This is a genomic window from Herbidospora sp. RD11066 (assembly GCF_054661255.1).
Genome location: NZ_BAAGDO010000003.1, coordinates 76,797 through 92,698, shown reverse-complemented (window position 1 = coordinate 92,698; position 15,902 = coordinate 76,797). Strand labels below are relative to the sequence as shown.

The window sequence follows — 15,902 nt, the reverse complement described above, 5'->3', positions numbered from 1 at the left end:
CCTCGGTGGGGAGGAGGCGGGCCGTACGCATGTCATGGGTCTAGTCGATGCCCAGACCCCGGGCCACCCCCTGGCCCAGGTCCTTGTGGACGTTGGTCCAGTACTCCACCACGCGCTTCTGCACCTCGGGTGTCATCTCCGGCGCCGACGCGTGCCCGACGATGTTGTCCTTCAGGTTCGCCCGGTCCTCGTCGCTCAGGACGTTCTCCCACAGCGCCCGAGGCTGCACGAAGTCGTCGTCCTCCGCGTGCGGCCGATAGGCGCTGCGCATGATCTCCCCGGTGACGCCGTAAGAGTCGTCCGCGTAGGGATCGGTCGCCGCCACCGGCCCGTTCATGCTGTTGGGCGCGTACACGGGATCGGGCATGTTCGCGTACCGCATCGCGCCGTCCTTGTTGTAGCTGTGGACGGGCACCCGAGGCGCGTTGATCGGCAGCTGCTGGTAGTTCGGCCCGATCCGGTAGCGGTGCGTGTCCGGGTACGAGAACAACCGCCCCTGCAGCATCTTGTCCGGCGACGGCCCGATCCCCGGGACGAAGTTCGACGGCTCGAACCCCGCCTGCTCGACCTCCGCGAAGTAGTTCTCCGGGTTCCGGTTCAGGGTGAAGCGCCCGATGGTGATCTCCGGGTAGTCGCCGTGCGGCCAGACCTTCGTCAGGTCGAACGGGTTGAACCGATAATCGGCCGCCTCTTCGAACGGCATGACCTGCACGTTCACCGTCCACGACGGGTGGTCGCCACGCTTGATGGCGTCGTACAGATCACGGATGTGGAAGTCGGCGTCCTCGCCGATCATCGCGGTGGCCTCGGCGTCGGTGAAGTTCTTGATGCCCTGCTCGGTGCGCAGGTGGTATTTGATCCAGAACTTCTCGCCGGCCTCGTTGTACCAGAGGAACGTGTGCGAGCCGAAGCCGTGCATGTGCCGCCACGACGCGGGAGTCCCGCGGTCGCTCATCAGGAACGTCACCTGGTGGGCCGACTCGGGTGACAGCGTCCAGAAGTCCCACTGCATGTTGTGGTCGCGCATGTGGTTGTCGGCGCGGCGCTTCTGGCTGTGGATGAAGTCCTGGAACTTCGACGGGTCCCGGACGAAGAAGATCGGGGTGTTGTTGCCGACGAGGTCGTAGTTGCCCTCGTCCGTGTAGAACTTGATCGCGAACCCGCGCGGGTCGCGCTGGGTGTCGGCGCTGCCGAGTTCGCCGGCGACGGTCGAGAAGCGCAGGAACAGGTCGGTGCGGGCGCCCTTCTGGAACAGCCCGGCCTTGGTGAACTGGCTGACGTCCTCGGTGATCTCCATGAACCCGTGGGCGCCGCCGCCCTTCGCGTGGACGACGCGCTCGGGCACGCGCTCCCGGTTGAACTGGGCCATCTTCTGGATCAGATAGTGGTCCTGCAGCAGAAGCGGGCCGTTCGGGCCGACGGAGAGCGAGAACTCGTCGCTCGGGGCCGGTGTGCCGGAATCCGTCGTCGTACGTGGCCTGTCAGTCATCGGGTGTCCTCCAGAACGGTCTGGTCTACCACCACTTTCCCCACCGTACGACTCTTAACTTGAAAGACTCAAGTAAAGGAGTTGTCCCAGTTTGACCGTCAGGAGTCTCCATAAGGCGCGAACCTTCATGAGATGGCATGCTCTGCACCGTGAGACGTGCAATTGCGATGTTCGCCGCTGCTGTCCTAAGTGTCGGATGTGCCGCCGCCGAGGACGATCCCGGCGTGGAGCGTGTCAAAGCTCCCGAGCAGGCGCCCGCTCGGGCGAGCGCGTCTCCCAAACCGGTCAAGAAGCCGTTCACCATCGCGTTCGGCGGTGACGTGCACTTCGAGGGCATGCTGCGCACGCGGCTGAACGCCAACCCCAGGAGCGCGCTCGGGCCGATCGCCAAAGTGCTGTCGAAGGCCGACCTCGCGATGGTCAACCTGGAGACCGCCATCACCGAGGCGGGCACCCCCGCGCCGGGCAAGCAGTACACCTTCCGCGCCCCGGCCACCGCGTTCACCGCGCTGAAGGCCGCCGGGGTCGACGTCGTGTCGATGGCCAACAACCACGGCATGGACTACATGCAAAGCGGCCTGGACGACTCCCTCGCCGCCATCAGGAAGTCGAAGTTCCCCGTGGTCGGCATCGGTAAGAACGCCACCGAGGCCTACCGGCCCTGGCGCACGGTCGTCAACGGCAACAAGGTCGCGATCATCGGCGCGACCCAGGTCCTCGACGCCGAGTTCATCTCCGCCTGGACGGCCACCGGCTCCCAGGGCGGCCTCGCCTCCGCCAAGGAGGAGGCCAGACTCCTCCAGGCCGTGCGGAACGCCCGGAAGAACAACGACACCGTGATCGTCCACCTGCACTGGGGGACCGAGCTCCAGAAGTGCCCCAACGAGGCGCAGCTCTCGCTGGCCCCCAAGCTGGTCGAGGCGGGCGCCGACGTCGTGGTCGGCGGGCACGCCCACATCCTGCTCGGCGCCGGCTACCTCGACAACGCCTACGTCAGCTACGGCCTGGGCAACTTCGTCTTCTACAACTGGGGTCCCGACACCGGCCGTACCGGAGTGCTGACCCTCACCATCAACGGCCGCAAGGTCATGAAGGACACCTGGACGCCCGCCCGCATCAACGGCGGCATCCCGATCCCCGTCACCGGGTCGGCCGGTCGGCAGGAGACCGCCTACTGGAAGTCGCTGCGCGGGTGCAGCGGGCTTTCGGCCAAACCCTAAATGGCGCCCACCACCCCGGCGGTACTAGCGTCGCCTCATGACACAGCGGTCCCAGTTCATTCTTGACGTCCTGATGGGCGAATTCGGTGACTCCATCGGCCGTGAGCCGGGAGCGTTCCGGGCGAAGTTCCGCAAGATGGCGGCCTCGCCGTTCGCCTTCTACCGGGGCAGCGCCTGCCTGTTCTACGCCGACCTGTCAGGTGAACTGGCCGAAGACGCGTTCCTCGACGACCTGACCCGCCGCGTCTGGATCCACGGCGACCTGCACGCCGAGAACTTCGGCACCTACATGAACTCCTCCGGCCGCCTGGTCTTCAACGTCAACGACTTCGACGAGGCCTATGTGGGGCCGTACATCTGGGACCTGAAGCGGTTCGTGGCCAGTGTCGCCCTCATCGGTTACGCCAAGGCGCTGTCCGACGAGGTGATCTCCGAGCTCGTCCGCGAGTTCGCCGAGTCCTACCTCCACGAGCTCACCGCCATCGCCCACGGCGGCGACGACGCCATAGGGTCGCTCACGCTCGAGACGACCACCGGGGTGCTCCACCGGGTGCTGCAGACCGCGCGGCTGAACACGCGGGTCTCGCTGCTCGACGAGGAGACCACGATCGAGAACTTCGAGCGCCGCTTCGCCGTCGCCGACAACCGCAACCCGGTCGACGACGCCACCCGCGACGCCGTGCTCGCCGCCTACGAGGAGTACCTGGCCACGCTGCCGCTGCCGCTCAACCCGGTCGAACACCACGTCAAGGACGTCGTGCTCCGCCACGGCATCGGCATCGGGTCGGCGGGGCTGCCGTCGTACAACCTGCTGCTCGAAGGGCACACGCAGGCGCTGGAGAACGACGTCATCCTCTACATGAAGCAGGCCCAGGTCCCCGCCGTCGCCCGCTACATCACCGACGAGAAGGTGCACGGCTACTTCAAGCACCAGGGCCACCGCACCGCCGAGTCGCAGCGCGCCCTCCAGGCCTACGCCGACTCCTGGCTCGGCTACGCCAGCCTCAACGGCGTCGGCCAGCTCGTCGCCGAGGTCTCGCCCTACTCGGCCGACCTCGACTGGAGCGACGTCAACGAGCCCGCCGAGATCGCCTCGGTGATCACCGACCTGGGCCGCGCGGTCGCCCGCATGCACTCGGTGGCCGACGACGAGTCGAGCCACGACCTGGTCGACTTCTCCACCGAAGAGGCGATCGTCGCGGTGATCGGCGGCAAGGAGGCCGAGTTCACCGGCCTGCTGGTCGACTTCGCCCACCACTACGGCGCCCGCGCCCGCCAGGACCACCAGCTCTTCGTCGATCTGTTCCGAAACGGCCGATTCCGCGGTCTGTAGTTCTGCGGGCAAGATAGGGAGAGTGTCCAGCCAGCCCCTTGACTACTGTGACGACGCCGGAAACTCCTCCCTTCGCCGCCAGCCGACGCAGCGCCGCAGCGCGCGCCGCGTCGAGCGGATGCTCGACGCCTGCGCGGAACTGCTGGACGAACTCGGCTACGACGGCCTCTCGACCACCAGGATCGCCGAGCGCGCCGACGTGGCGATCGGCTCCGTCTACCAGTTCTTCCCCGACAAACGGGCCATCAGCCAGGCGCTGACCAGGCGCAACGTCGAGCTGTTCGTGGCCAGGGTGGGCCGCCGCTTCATCCGCGAGGAATACGCCGGATGGTGGGACGCCGTCGACGCCATCATCGACGAATACGTCGAGATGCACCGCACCGTCCCCGGCTTCAGGTCGCTCAGGTTCGGCGACGCGGTCGACCTCAACCTGCTCGACGCCGCCACCGACAACAACACCGTGATCGCCGGCCGCCTGCGCGGGCTCCTGCTGAAGGAGTTCGGCATGGCCGACAGCGAACGGCTCGACACCGCGATGATCGTGGCCGTGGAGGCCGGCGACGCGGTGATGAAACTGGCCTTCCGCCGCGATCCCGACGGCGACCGCGAGATCATCGCGGAGGCCAAGACCCTGGTGCGTAGCTATCTGTCGCGTCAGCTGCGCGAGTTCAACGCGTCGGCCACCCGGGCGGCGCCTGCCGCTCGATCTGGCTCCTGATGATCGCCTCGACCGCCGCGGGGTCGGGCATCGGCTCGCGCGGCACCACGAGGGTGATGTGCTGGAGTTCGGGCCGGCACGGCTCGCGCTGCGCCTGTTGGTAGCGAACCTGCGCGGCGCGCAACTCGGCGTCGCGCAGTTCGAGGGTGCGCATGTCGTCGCCCCGGGCCGATCGGATGTCGTGCAACTGCGCCCTCAGCCGGAGCACTTCTCTGACGGCTTGGTCGTGGGCCTCGAAACGCGCTGCGACATAACCCGCCAAACCGGGCAGTACCGCCGCTGCCGTGAGCGCGCAGGCCACTGTGAAGGTCGTCTGCTTTCCAACGCCCATCGCAGTCCCGTCACCTCCATATGGAGCTCAGGTCCCGTCAAATATGCCCTTGAGCTGGAGCGACACACGCTCTGTAGGTGAATCGGTGCGAATCGTTGCCAGAGGAATGCCTGCGGTTGTCCGGGCAAAGACCCGCCGCTCTCGATAGCCTCATCCCTGTGGCACATGTGACGCGGGAGCAGCTTGATCGTCTGCTCGAACAGACCCTGCTGTCCGACGACCACGGTGCCCTGGCCCGGCGCCTTGACGAACTGGCAAAAGGGTATGAAACAGGTGAAGTCTCCCGGGCCTACATCCTGGCGCTGGCGGCCGAAGAGTGGCGGCAGGCGGGTCACCCCGACACGGCCCTCGACCGCTACCAGCAGGCGGCCGACGGCGACGGGGGAGACGTCAACGTCGACCCGAGGGCCGGCATCGCCGACACCCTCTTCGAACTCGACCGCCCCGACGAAGCGCGCGAGATGATCGAGACCCTCCGCGCCGCCCCCTGCTCCCCGGCGACCGTGCTCAACGTCGCCGAGACCCTGGCGGCCTACGGCGACCTGACGGGTGCCCACGAGTGGGCCACCGAGGGCGTCACCGCCTGCCCCCCGGGCAACTCCCTCCGCGAGTCGCTGCTGCGCACCCGCTACCGCATCCGCATCGACCTGGGCCTCCCCGAAGACGACCTCGACGCATTGGCCTCCTGACAACGTAGAAAAGGCCGCGAGTGTACGCACACTCGCGGCCTTCCGTTTTCAAAGAAGGACCCGCGAGAAAAGCACTCGCGGTCCGTTCTCTCTATGTCGACGGCCCGCACGCGTGGGAGCGCTGGCCGGAGGCGAAGGGAACTGCGGGGAAGAAGATCAGTAGGGGCGGGCGCCGTCTCAGTTGAGGAGCGCGCCGCCGAGGAGATTGCCGGTGAGCCCGGTGAGGATGCTCAGGTCGGGGCCGCTCTTGGCGGGGGTCCTCCGGGGCTGTACGCCCTCCACGACGCCGCCCACCGAGTCGGTGATGCCGCCGGGGACGACACCGACCTTCGGCACCTTCGGCAGCATCCGCGACACCTGGGGAACCGGCGGCACCCCCGGCAGGTCGGGCAGGACGGAAAGATCGGGAATCACGTTGGGCACGCCCGGCAGCGCCGACCCCGACGCGATGCCCAGCACCCCGTCGGCCCGTGCCAGGCCCCCCAGCCCGAGCATGGCCGCGGCCCGCTGGACCGTGCGGGACACCTCGTCACCGGGCGCCACCCGCCCGCAGGGCGCCCCGGCCAGACGGCCGGCCTGGGCCATGGTGATCGCGGCGGAACCGCCGGTGCGGGTCAGGTCGCGGACCGTACGCTGGGCCGCCCCCGCGGACCTGGCGACGTCGGCGGCGCCCTTGACGACCGAGGCGGCGACCGCGCCGGTCTTGGCGGCGGCCCGGTAACCGGCAACGCACAGACCGTCGTCGGCATGCGCCTGGTGGCCGGCGGCGGACAACCAGCTCACTCCGGCGGTGACGACCGCCAGAGCGACGAGCCGCCCCCGGATGCTACGTGATGTCATCGACATCGACGTCCCCCTGTTCGCTTGCGGTGGTTCGGTGAGTGCCGAACGTAGCAGCGGGGTTTTCGCAGCCGGGAGCCGCTTGTCCCAGTCGTGGAGAACTGATTACACGCCGGGCCGGACGCTCAGCGTGTCGCCGGCCTCGTCGAGGTCGACGACCACCTCGTCGCCGTCGCGGATCTCCCCGGACAGCAGCGCGCGGGCCAGTTTGTCGCCGATGGCCGACTGCACCAGGCGGCGCAGCGGCCGGGCGCCGTAGAGCGGGTCGTAGCCGGTCAGGGTCAGCCACTCGCGCGCCGCCGGGGTGACCGTCAGCGTCAGCCGCCGGTCGGACAGCCGCTTGGCCAGGTGTTCGACCTGGAGGTCGACGATCTGCGCGAGCTCCTCGGAACCGAGCGCGTCGAACAGGATCACGTCGTCGAGCCGGTTGAGGAACTCGGGCTTGAACGACTTCCGCACCGCCGCCAGCACCGCGTCGCGCTTGGCGGAGGATTCGAGGTTCGGGTCGACGAGGAACTGCGAACCGATGTTGGACGTCAGGATCAGGATCGTGTTCCTGAAGTCGACCGTGCGGCCCTGTCCGTCGGTCAGCCGCCCGTCGTCGAGGACCTGGAGCAGGACGTCGAAGACCTCGGGATGGGCCTTCTCGACCTCGTCGAGGAGAACGACGGTGTAGGGACGGCGCCGCACGGCCTCGGTGAGCTGGCCGCCCTCCTCGTAGCCGACGTAGCCGGGCGGGGCGCCGACCAGGCGGGCCACGCTGTGCTTCTCGCCGTATTCGCTCATGTCGATGCGGGTCATCGCCCGCTCGTCGTCGAACAGGAAGTCGGCCAGCGCCTTGGCCAGCTCGGTCTTGCCGACGCCGGTCGGGCCGAGGAACAGGAACGAGCCGGTCGGCCGATCGGGGTCGGCCACCCCCGCCCGCGCCCGCCGCACGGCGTCGCTGACCGCCTGGACGGCGGCCTTCTGGCCGATCAGGCGCCTGCCGAGCTCGTCTTCCATGCGCAGCAGCTTGGCCGTCTCGCCTTCGAGCAGGCGGCCCGACGGGATGCCCGTCCAGGCGGAGATGACCTCGGCGATGTCGTCGGGGCCGACCTCCTCTTTGACCATGGTCTGCTCGCGCTGGCTGGCCTGGATGGCGTCGGCGAGCTCCTTCTCCAGGCGCGGGACCTCGCCGTACATCAGCTTGGCGGCCTCTTCGAAGTTGCCGTCGCGCTGGGCCCGCTCGGCCTGGCTGCGGGTCTCGTCGAGGCGCATCTTCAGGTCGCCGACCCGGTTGAGGCCGGCCTTCTCGGCCTCCCAGCGGCCGACCAGGCCGTTGAGCTCTTCTTGGCGGTTGGCCAGTTCTTCGCGGAGGCGTCCGAGGCGGGCGACGCTCGCCTCGTCGGTCTCCTTGGCCAGGGCCAGCTCCTCCATCTTGAGCCGGTCGACGATGCGCTGGAGCTCGTCGATCTGCACCGGGCGCGAGTCGATCTCCATGCGCAGGCGCGAGGCGGCCTCGTCGACCAGGTCGATGGCCTTGTCGGGCAGGAACCGGGCGGTGATGTAGCGGTCGGACAGGGTCGCGGCCGCCACGAGGGCGCCGTCGGCGATCTGGACCTGGTGGTGGGCCTCGTAGCGGCCCTTCAGACCGCGCAGGATCGCGATCGTGTCCTCGACGGTGGGCTCACCGACGTACACCTGCTGGAAACGGCGCTCCAGCGCCGGGTCCTTCTCGATGCGCTCGCGGTACTCGTCGAGGGTGGTGGCGCCGATCATGCGCAGCTCGCCGCGGGCCAGCATGGGCTTGAGCATGTTGCCGGCGTCCATCGCGCCCTCGGCGGCGCCCGCGCCGACCATCGTGTGGAGCTCGTCGATGAACGTGATGACCTGGCCGTCGCTCTCCTTGATCTCGTTGAGCACGGCCTTCAGGCGCTCTTCGAACTCGCCCCGGTATTTGGCCCCCGCGACCATCGCGCCGAGGTCCAGCGCCACGAGCCGCTTGTTCCGCAAGCTCTCCGGTACGTCTCCCGCGACCACCCGCTGGGCCAGGCCCTCGACCACGGCGGTCTTGCCGACGCCGGGCTCACCGATGAGGACCGGGTTGTTCTTGGTCCGGCGCGAGAGCACCTGCACCACACGGCGGATCTCGGAGTCGCGGCCGATGACCGGGTCGAGCTTGCCGTGACGGGCCCGCTCGGTGAGGTCGACGCCGTACTTCTCCAGCGACCGGTAGGTGTCTTCGGGGTTCTCGCTGGTGATGCGGGTGTGGCCGCGTACCTTCTCGAAGGCGTCGAGCAGCGCCTGCGGGCTCGCGCCCTGGCCCTTCAGCAGGTCGGCGACCGGGCCGCCGTCGGTGGCCAGCCCGACCAGCAGGTGTTCCGTGGAAACGTAGTCGTCTTCGAGCTGCGCGGCGCGCTGGGCGGCGGTGTGCAGCACGGTCAGCAGCTGGCGCGAGGTCGACGGCGCGCTCACCGTGGCGCCCTGCGCCTTCGGCAGCGCCGCGAGCATCTCCTCCGCGCGGGTGCGCAGGCTCTTCCAGTCGGCCCCGACGGCCTCCAGCAGCGGCACGGCCGTGCCGCCGGTCTGGGCCAGCAGGGTGGTCAGCAGGTGGGCCGGCGCCACTTCGGGGTGGCCTTCGGCCGCAGCCCGGCGCACCGCCCCCGCGAGCGCCTCCTGGCTTTTCTGAGTGAGTTTGTAGTCCATTGGTGCATACCCCCGAGCTAAGAAGGCGGTAGTTCGTAGCGGACCAGGGCCCGGATCAACTTGAGTTCCGTGGCGATGCGGGACAGTTCGTCGCGAAGCCGGAGATTCTCGGTCTCGAGTTCGAGGATGCGTTTGATGCCCGCCAGGTTGATGCCCTCTTCCTGCGACAACCGCTGGACCTCGCGCAGGAGCACGATGTCGCGGGTCGAGTAGAGGCGGCCCCGGCCGGCGGTGCGGCCGGGGCTGACCAGGCCGAGGCGGTCATACTGCCGCAGGGTCTGGGGGTGGAGGCCGGAAAGCTGGGCCGCCACGGAGATCACATAGACGGGCGTCTCGTCGGACAGGTCGAAGAAATTGGCGTCCATGCGCTACTCGCTTCTGGCCTGCTTGATCAGTTCCTCGCGAAGGTCGGGTCCGTCGGTCACGTCGCGGAACTGCTCCAGCGCCGCCCTCGCCTTGTCGTCGAGGTGTTCGGGCACCACGACCTGCACGGTCGCGAGCATGTCGCCCTTGGTGCCGTCTTTGCGCGGGGCGCCGCGGCCGCGCACCCGGAAGGTGCGGCCGTTCGGCGTGCCCTCGGGGATGCGGAGCGTGACCGGCATGCCGCGCAGCACCGGCACCTTGATCTCCGCGCCCAGCGCGGCCTCGGGGAACGTCACGGGCACGGTGACCGTCAGGTTCTCGCCGCTGCGCCCGAACACGGGGTGCGGCTGGACGTGCACCAGGACGTAGAGGTCGCCCGCGGGGCCGCCGTTCTCGCCGGGGGCGCCCTTGGCCTTCAGCTTGACCCGGCCGCCGTCGCTGACGCCCGCCGGGATGCGGGCCTGGATGGTGCGGGTGCTGCGGCCACGGCCGCTGCCCTCACACACGGGGCACGGGTCGTCGACCAGCAGGCCCCGGCCCCGGCAGTCGCGGCAGGGCTCGGAGAAGGCGAAGTTGCCCAGGTTGCGGCTGGCCGCGCCGGTGCCGTCACAGGTCGGGCAGACCCGGGGCGTGGTGCCGGCCTTGGCGCCGGTGCCGGAGCAGGCCGGGCACGCGGAGGAACTGGTCAGCCGCAGCGAGACGGTCGCGCCGTCGATCGACTCGGCGAACGACAGGGTGACCTCGGACTCGATGTCCTGGCCGCGGCGGGCCCGGCCGGTGGTGTTGGCCTTCGGGCCGCCACCCCGGTTGAACAGGCCGCCGAACAGGTCGCCGATGCGGTCGCCCGCCTGGTTGGTGCCGCCGAACAGGTCGCCGAAGTCGAAGCCCTGCTGGCCCGCGCCGGGACGCCCGGCGCGGTTGTAACCGCCGAGGCCGCCGCCGAACAGGCTTCTGGCCTCGTCGTATTCCTTGCGGCGCTTGGCGTCGCTGAGGGTGTCGTAGGCCTCGGAGACCGCCTTGAACTTCTCCTCGGTCTCCTTGTTGCCCTTGTTCGCATCAGGGTGGTACTGCCTGGCCAGCTTGCGGTAGGCCTTCTTGATCTCGTCGGGAGTCGCGGTCTTGGGCACACCGAGGACGCCGTAGTAGTCCTTCTCCAGGTAGTCCTTGGTGCTCATCTAACGCTTCCTCCGCGTGAAATACACATATGTGATGGGGGCCCCTCCCGCTGTCGCGGGAGGGGGCTCCCTCAGAGAATCAGGCGCCGGTGGGCTCGTCGTCGAGGACGTCGCCACCACCGATTTCCGGCTCGGCCACCGCGACCCGCGCGGGACGCAGGATGCGCTCGCCGAGACGGTAGCCGGGCTGCAGGATCTCGACGCAGGTCGCTTCGGTGACCTCGGCCGAGTAGCTGTGCATCAGGGCCTCGTGGACGGTCGGGTCGAAGGGGTCGCCCTTCGTGCCGTAGGTCGTCAGGCCCAGCTTGCCGACAGCCGATTCGAGCGACTCGCTCACCTTGGCGAAACCACCGGTCAGCTCCCCGTGGTCACGCGCCCGGCCGATGTCGTCGAGCACCGGCAGGAGCTCGTTGATCACTCCGGCGACGGCCTGTTCACGGACGGTGATCCGGTCGCGCTCGACCCGCTTGCGGTAGTTGGAGTACTCCGCCTGGAGGCGCTGGAGGTCGGCCGTCCGCTCGGCGAGGAGCTCCGCGGCCGCCCCGCCCAGGGGCGAGGCGTCGGCCGCGGTCTCGTCGGGCGCCGGCGCGGTCTCACGGGCCGCCAGCGTCTCGGGGTCGATCTTGCGGTTGTCGCGGATCACCGGCTCCTGCTCGGAGCCGTTCTCGCGCGCGGTCACTTGGCGCCGCCCTCCCGCTTCGGCTCGTCGTCGACGATCTCGGCCTCGACGACGTCGTCGTCGGCGGCCTTGGCCGCGTCGTCCTGATCGGCGGCGGGAGCGCCTTCGCCGGCCTGGCCCTGGGAGTTGGCGTAGATCGCCGAGCCCATCTTCTGGCTGACGGTCGCGAGCTTGTCGGCGGAGGCCCGGATCGCGGCGACGTCGGTGCCCTCGAGCTCCTTCTTCAGCTCGGCGAGCGCCTCGGAGACCTCGGCCTTGATGTCGGCCGGGACCTTGTCGTCGTTCTCACGCAGGAACTTGTCGGTCTGGTAGGCCAGCGAGTCGGCGTTGTTGCGGACCTCGGCCTCGTCGCGACGCTGCTTGTCTTCCTCGGCGTAGGACTCCGCCTCGCGGACCATGCGGTCGATGTCGTCCTTGCCCAGGGAGGAACCGCCGGTGATGGTCATCGACTGCTCCTTCCCGGTGCCCAGGTCCTTCGCGCCGACGTTGACGATGCCGTTGGCGTCGATGTCGAAGGTGACCTCGATCTGCGGGATGCCGCGCGGGGCCGGGGCGATGCCGGTGAGCTCGAAGGTCGCCAGCTTCTTGTTGCGCGCGGCGATCTCGCGCTCGCCCTGGTAGACCTGGATCTGCACCGACGGCTGGTTGTCCTCCGCCGTGGTGAAGACCTCGGAGCGCTTGGTCGGGATCGTGGTGTTGCGCTCGATGATCTTGGTGAAGATGCCGCCCTTGGTCTCGATGCCCAGCGACAGCGGGGTCACGTCGAGCAGCAGGACGTCCTTGACCTCACCCTTGAGCACACCGGCCTGGAGCGCGGCGCCGATGGCCACGACCTCGTCGGGGTTGACGCCCTTGTTGGGCTCCTGGCCGCCGGTGAGCTCCTTGACCAGCTCGGTCACCGCGGGCATGCGGGTCGAGCCGCCGACGAGCACCACGTGGGCGATGTCGGAGACCTTGATGCCGGCGTCTTTGATGACCTGGTGGAACGGGCCCTTGCAGCGGTCGAGCAGGTCGGCCGTGATGCGCTGGAACTCCGAGCGGGTCAGCTTCTCCTCAAGGTGGAGGGGACCCTCGGCGGAGGCGGTGATGTAGGGGAGGTTGATCGTGGTCTCGGTCTGGGCCGAGAGCTCGATCTTGGCCTTCTCGGCCGCCTCGCGCAGACGCTGGAGGGCCATCTTGTCTTTCGACAGGTCGACCCCGTGGGCGTTCTTGAACCGGGTGACGAGCTCGTCGACGACGCGCTGGTCCCAGTCGTCGCCGCCCAGGTGGTTGTCACCGGAGGTGGCCTTGACCTCGACGAAGCTGTGGCCGTCTTCCTGGCCGACGTCGAGCAGGGACACGTCGAAGGTGCCGCCGCCGAGGTCGAAGACCAGGATGGTCTGGTCTTTGTCCTTGTCGAGGCCGTAGGCCAGCGCCGCGGAGGTCGGCTCGTTGATGATGCGGAGCACGTTGAGGCCCGCGATCGTGCCGGCCTCCTTGGTGGCCTGGCGCTGCGCGTCGTTGAAGTAGGCCGGGACGGTGATCACCGCGTCGGTGATCTTCTCGCCCAGGTAGGCCTCGGCGTCCTGCTTGAGCTTCTGCAGGACGAAGGCGCTGATCTGCTGCGGGGTGAACTTCTTGCCGTCGATCTCGACCGACCAGTTGGTGCCGATCTCACGCTTGACGGAGCGGATGGTCCGGTCGACGTTGGTCACGGCCTGACGCTTGGCGACCTCGCCGACGAGGACCTCTCCGTTCTTCGCGAAGGCCACCACCGACGGGGTGGTGCGGGAGCCCTGCGCGTTGGCGATGACGGTGGGCTCACCACCTTCGAGGATCGAGACGACGGAGTTGGTCGTCCCCAGGTCGATACCTACCGCACGTGCCATGAGTACGTCCTTGTAGTCAAAGTTGAGTCGATGGAACTCAATACTCGGTGAGTACGGAAGCGCTTGTCAAACGCTGTCCTGTCAACGGTCTTGAGTCTAGTGGGCTCAACTCTCGGCGCGAGCGGAATGTTCCCCAGATATCCCTGATTCGACCCTTAGGGGTTACCTGGATCCGTCGAGGATCACCCGCTTCCCGACCGGGTTCTTGAGCCTCACATACGTGGCCTTCTGGATCGCCATGGCCACGCACATCCCGGCGTCCTTGACCGAGCCGTCGTACAGGGTGATCCGGACGGTCTTCTTCGTCTCCTTGACCACGACCTTGGTGAGCACGGTGCACGGTTCGACGCCCGACCACCACACGACGCGCACGCCGCGCATGTGGGGCTTGGCGCTCAGCCACCTGACCTTCTTGGGGTTGAGCGCGCCCTTCTGGACCTTGACGACCTTCGGCCCGGGAGCGGCTTGGGCGGGGGTGGCGGGCGCCAGCAGGGCGGCGACGGCCGCGCCGATCACTAAGAGCTTCGCGCTTCTGAATGTCACAGTGCACCATCCACGACTTCGCGGCCGGCCAGCGGCTCGGCCAGTTTGACGAACGTCTCCTTCTCGATCGCGATCTGGATGCAGGCCGCCTCGGGGTCGGTGGTGCCCTCCCAGAGGGTCACCGTGACCTCGGCGGCGGTCTCCTTCACCTCGACGCGATCGAGGGTGTAGCAGGGCTCCACCCCCGAACTCCAGGAAATCATCACGCCGTCGCCCGCGGGGGTGGCGCGGGTCCAGGGCACCTTCCGGGGTTCCACCGTGCCGCCCTTGGGCTGCACCAGCGTCGGCCCGGGACTCGGCATGGCCGAGGCCGGCGGGGTGGCGGGCTGGTCGGGGCCGATCGGCGAACCGCTGTCCACGGCTTCTCCCTTTCCGCAGGCTGCGGCCATGATCACGGTCGTGATCATGGCCGCGGTGACGAGCCAGATCCTTCTCATGCCCCTATGACGGGTGTCACTTCGAAGGGGTTCATCGACCCGTTGACTCCGGTATGACCCTCGGTTTAAATTCATCACATGATGAGTTCTGAAGAACCCGCGATAGCCGTCACCGGGCTGCGGGTCGTCCGGGGGGCCCGCGAGGTGCTCCACGGGCTGTCGTTCGAGGTGCCGAAGGGGCAGATCACCGGTCTGCTCGGGCCGAGCGGCTGCGGCAAGACCACGCTGATCCGGTCGATCGTGGGCGTGCAGGTGGTCGCCGGGGGCGAGGTGACCGTGCTGGGGCGTCCGGCCGGGTCGCCCGAGCTGCGCCGGCTGATCGGCTACTCCACCCAGAATCCGGCGATCTACCGCGATCTGTCGGTGCTGGAGAACCTGCGCTACTTCGCCGCCGTGCTCGGCGCCCCGAAGACCGACCCGGCCCGGGTGCTCGAAGAGGTCGGCATGGAGAAATACGCCCGCCAGCTCGGCGGCACCCTGTCGGGCGGCCAGCTCAGCCGGGCCAGCCTCGCGGTCTCGCTGCTCGGGTCGCCGCAGTTGCTGGTGCTTGACGAGCCCACGGTCGGCCTCGACCCGGTGCTCCGCAAGGAACTGTGGGAACTCTTCGACGGCCTGGCCGCCCGGGGCGTCACGATCCTGGTCTCCAGCCACGTCATGGACGAGGCCGCCCGCTGCCAGCGCCTGATCATGCTGCGCGACGGCGACATCCTCGCCGACGACAGCCCCTCGGGCCTGCGCGCCCGCACCGACACCGCAGACCTGGAGCAGGCCTTCCTGCGCCTCATCGAAGAGAGGCAAGCGGCATGATCACCCTTGCCACCGCCAGAAGGATCGGCGGCCAGCTCCGCAACGACCCCCGCACCATCGCCCTGATGGTCCTGGTGCCGACGCTGATCATGATCCTGCTCTACTACGTGATCGACAACGAGCAGGCGTTCGCGCAGTGGGCCCCCGTGCTGCTGTCGATCTTCCCTTTCCTGGTGATGTTCCTGGTCACGTCCATCTCGACTCTTCGCGAGCGCACGTCGGGCACGCTGGAGCGGCTGATGGCCTCCCCGCTGCGCCAGATCGACCTCCTGCTCGGCTACGGCCTGGCCTTCGGCGTCGCCGCCGTCCTCCAGGTGACGGTGGCCCTGGCCGTCTCGCTGACCTGGCTTGGCTACGACCCGAGGGGGGAGCTCTGGGCGCTGGTCCTGGTCGCCCTGCTCAACGCCCTGCTGGGCACCGCCCTCGGGCTGCTGTGCAGCGCGTTCGCGCGGTCGGAGTTCCAGGCGGTGCAGTTCATGCCGCTGGTGATGGTGCCCCAGATCCTCCTCGGCGGGGTCATCGTGCCGCGCGAGCAGATGGCGACCGTGCTGGAGTGGATCTCCAACGTGCTGCCGATGTCCTACGCCCTGGAGGCCATGAAGCTGGCCGTGATCGGCGGCGACCTGGGCGGCGACTTCTGGCGCGACGTCGCGGTGGTGGCCGGGTGCGTGCTGCTGGCTCTGGTTCTGGGCGCCGCGACGCTGAAGAGGCGCACGCCGTAAACT

At 68.6% G+C, this 15,902-nt stretch carries 15 protein-coding genes and 1 pseudogene; 6 read left to right on the top strand and 10 right to left on the bottom strand.

The genetic code is table 11. The features are described 5' to 3' along the window. Positions 1-40: 40 nt before the first annotated feature. Positions 41-1,489, bottom strand: coding sequence for a catalase (locus tag ACYQ78_RS11875; RefSeq protein ID WP_459800844.1), 1,449 nt, complete (start codon positions 1,487-1,489; stop codon positions 41-43). Positions 1,490-1,713: 224 nt separating this feature from the next. Between ACYQ78_RS11875 and ACYQ78_RS11870 the strand changes: the two genes are divergently transcribed. Genes ACYQ78_RS11870 through ACYQ78_RS11860 form a run of 3 tightly spaced genes read left to right on the top strand, consistent with a single transcriptional unit; the run spans position 1,714 to position 4,760 of the window. Then, positions 1,714-2,709 carry a CapA family protein gene (locus tag ACYQ78_RS11870; protein WP_459800843.1) on the top strand — a complete coding sequence of 332 codons (996 nt, stop codon included), beginning with the start codon at positions 1,714-1,716 and terminating at the stop codon, positions 2,707-2,709. A 37-nt stretch (positions 2,710-2,746) separates the two neighbouring features. Beyond that, positions 2,747-4,042, top strand: a complete 1,296-nt coding sequence (locus ACYQ78_RS11865) for a DUF2252 domain-containing protein (protein WP_459800842.1) — start codon at positions 2,747-2,749, stop codon at positions 4,040-4,042. A gap of 22 nt (positions 4,043-4,064) precedes the next feature. Then, entirely contained in the window at positions 4,065-4,760 is a 696-nt protein-coding gene (locus ACYQ78_RS11860; protein WP_459800841.1) for a TetR family transcriptional regulator, read from the top strand. Here the strand turns inward: ACYQ78_RS11860 and ACYQ78_RS11855 are convergent. Beyond that, positions 4,711-5,091 carry a hypothetical protein gene (locus ACYQ78_RS11855; protein WP_459800840.1) on the bottom strand — a complete coding sequence of 127 codons (381 nt, stop codon included), beginning with the start codon at positions 5,089-5,091 and terminating at the stop codon, positions 4,711-4,713. The two genes, ACYQ78_RS11860 and ACYQ78_RS11855, sit on opposite strands and share 50 nt — an antisense overlap. 158 nt (positions 5,092-5,249) lie before the next feature. On the opposite strand from ACYQ78_RS11855, the gene ACYQ78_RS11850 reads away from it, so the two are divergent. Next, entirely contained in the window at positions 5,250-5,780 is a 531-nt protein-coding gene (locus tag ACYQ78_RS11850; protein WP_459800839.1) for a tetratricopeptide repeat protein, read from the top strand. Positions 5,781-5,957: 177 nt separating this feature from the next. Here ACYQ78_RS11850 and ACYQ78_RS11845 read toward each other — a convergent pair whose 3' ends face one another. The 8 genes and pseudogenes from ACYQ78_RS11845 to ACYQ78_RS11810 form a co-directional block, all read right to left on the bottom strand. Then, entirely contained in the window at positions 5,958-6,620 is a 663-nt protein-coding gene (locus ACYQ78_RS11845; RefSeq protein ID WP_459800838.1) for a hypothetical protein, read from the bottom strand. A gap of 105 nt (positions 6,621-6,725) precedes the next feature. After that, a complete protein-coding gene (gene clpB, locus ACYQ78_RS11840; protein ID WP_459800837.1) occupies positions 6,726-9,305 on the bottom strand; it encodes an ATP-dependent chaperone ClpB in 2,580 nt (859 codons plus the stop codon). Positions 9,306-9,411: 106 nt separating this feature from the next. Beyond that, positions 9,412-9,670 (bottom strand): annotated as a pseudogene (locus tag ACYQ78_RS11835) (heat shock protein transcriptional repressor HspR); the annotation flags it as partial. Positions 9,671-9,673: 3 nt separating this feature from the next. Then, entirely contained in the window at positions 9,674-10,843 is a 1,170-nt protein-coding gene (gene dnaJ, locus ACYQ78_RS11830) for a molecular chaperone DnaJ (protein ID WP_459800836.1), read from the bottom strand. Positions 10,844-10,922: 79 nt separating this feature from the next. Continuing rightward, complete coding sequence (gene grpE, locus ACYQ78_RS11825; protein WP_459800835.1) at positions 10,923-11,522, bottom strand: nucleotide exchange factor GrpE; 600 nt, start codon at positions 11,520-11,522, stop codon at positions 10,923-10,925. Beyond that, positions 11,519-13,390, bottom strand: coding sequence for a molecular chaperone DnaK (dnaK, locus tag ACYQ78_RS11820; protein ID WP_459800834.1), 1,872 nt, complete (start codon positions 13,388-13,390; stop codon positions 11,519-11,521). The genes grpE and dnaK overlap by 4 nt, the downstream gene beginning before the upstream one ends. Positions 13,391-13,552: 162 nt before the next feature. Continuing rightward, positions 13,553-13,933 (bottom strand): hypothetical protein, encoded by a 381-nt coding sequence (locus ACYQ78_RS11815; protein WP_459800833.1) that lies wholly within the window; start codon positions 13,931-13,933, stop codon positions 13,553-13,555. Further along, positions 13,930-14,370 carry a hypothetical protein gene (locus ACYQ78_RS11810; protein WP_459800832.1) on the bottom strand — a complete coding sequence of 147 codons (441 nt, stop codon included), beginning with the start codon at positions 14,368-14,370 and terminating at the stop codon, positions 13,930-13,932. Before ACYQ78_RS11810 ends, ACYQ78_RS11815 begins: the two co-directional genes overlap by 4 nt. Positions 14,371-14,448: 78 nt before the next feature. Here ACYQ78_RS11810 and ACYQ78_RS11805 point away from each other — a divergent pair, with 78 nt between their 5' ends. Continuing rightward, positions 14,449-15,177, top strand: coding sequence for an ABC transporter ATP-binding protein (locus tag ACYQ78_RS11805; RefSeq protein ID WP_459800831.1), 729 nt, complete (start codon positions 14,449-14,451; stop codon positions 15,175-15,177). Then, a complete protein-coding gene (locus ACYQ78_RS11800) occupies positions 15,174-15,899 on the top strand; it encodes an ABC transporter permease (protein WP_459800830.1) in 726 nt (241 codons plus the stop codon). The genes ACYQ78_RS11805 and ACYQ78_RS11800 overlap by 4 nt, the downstream gene beginning before the upstream one ends. The last annotated feature ends 3 nt before the right edge of the window (positions 15,900-15,902 follow it).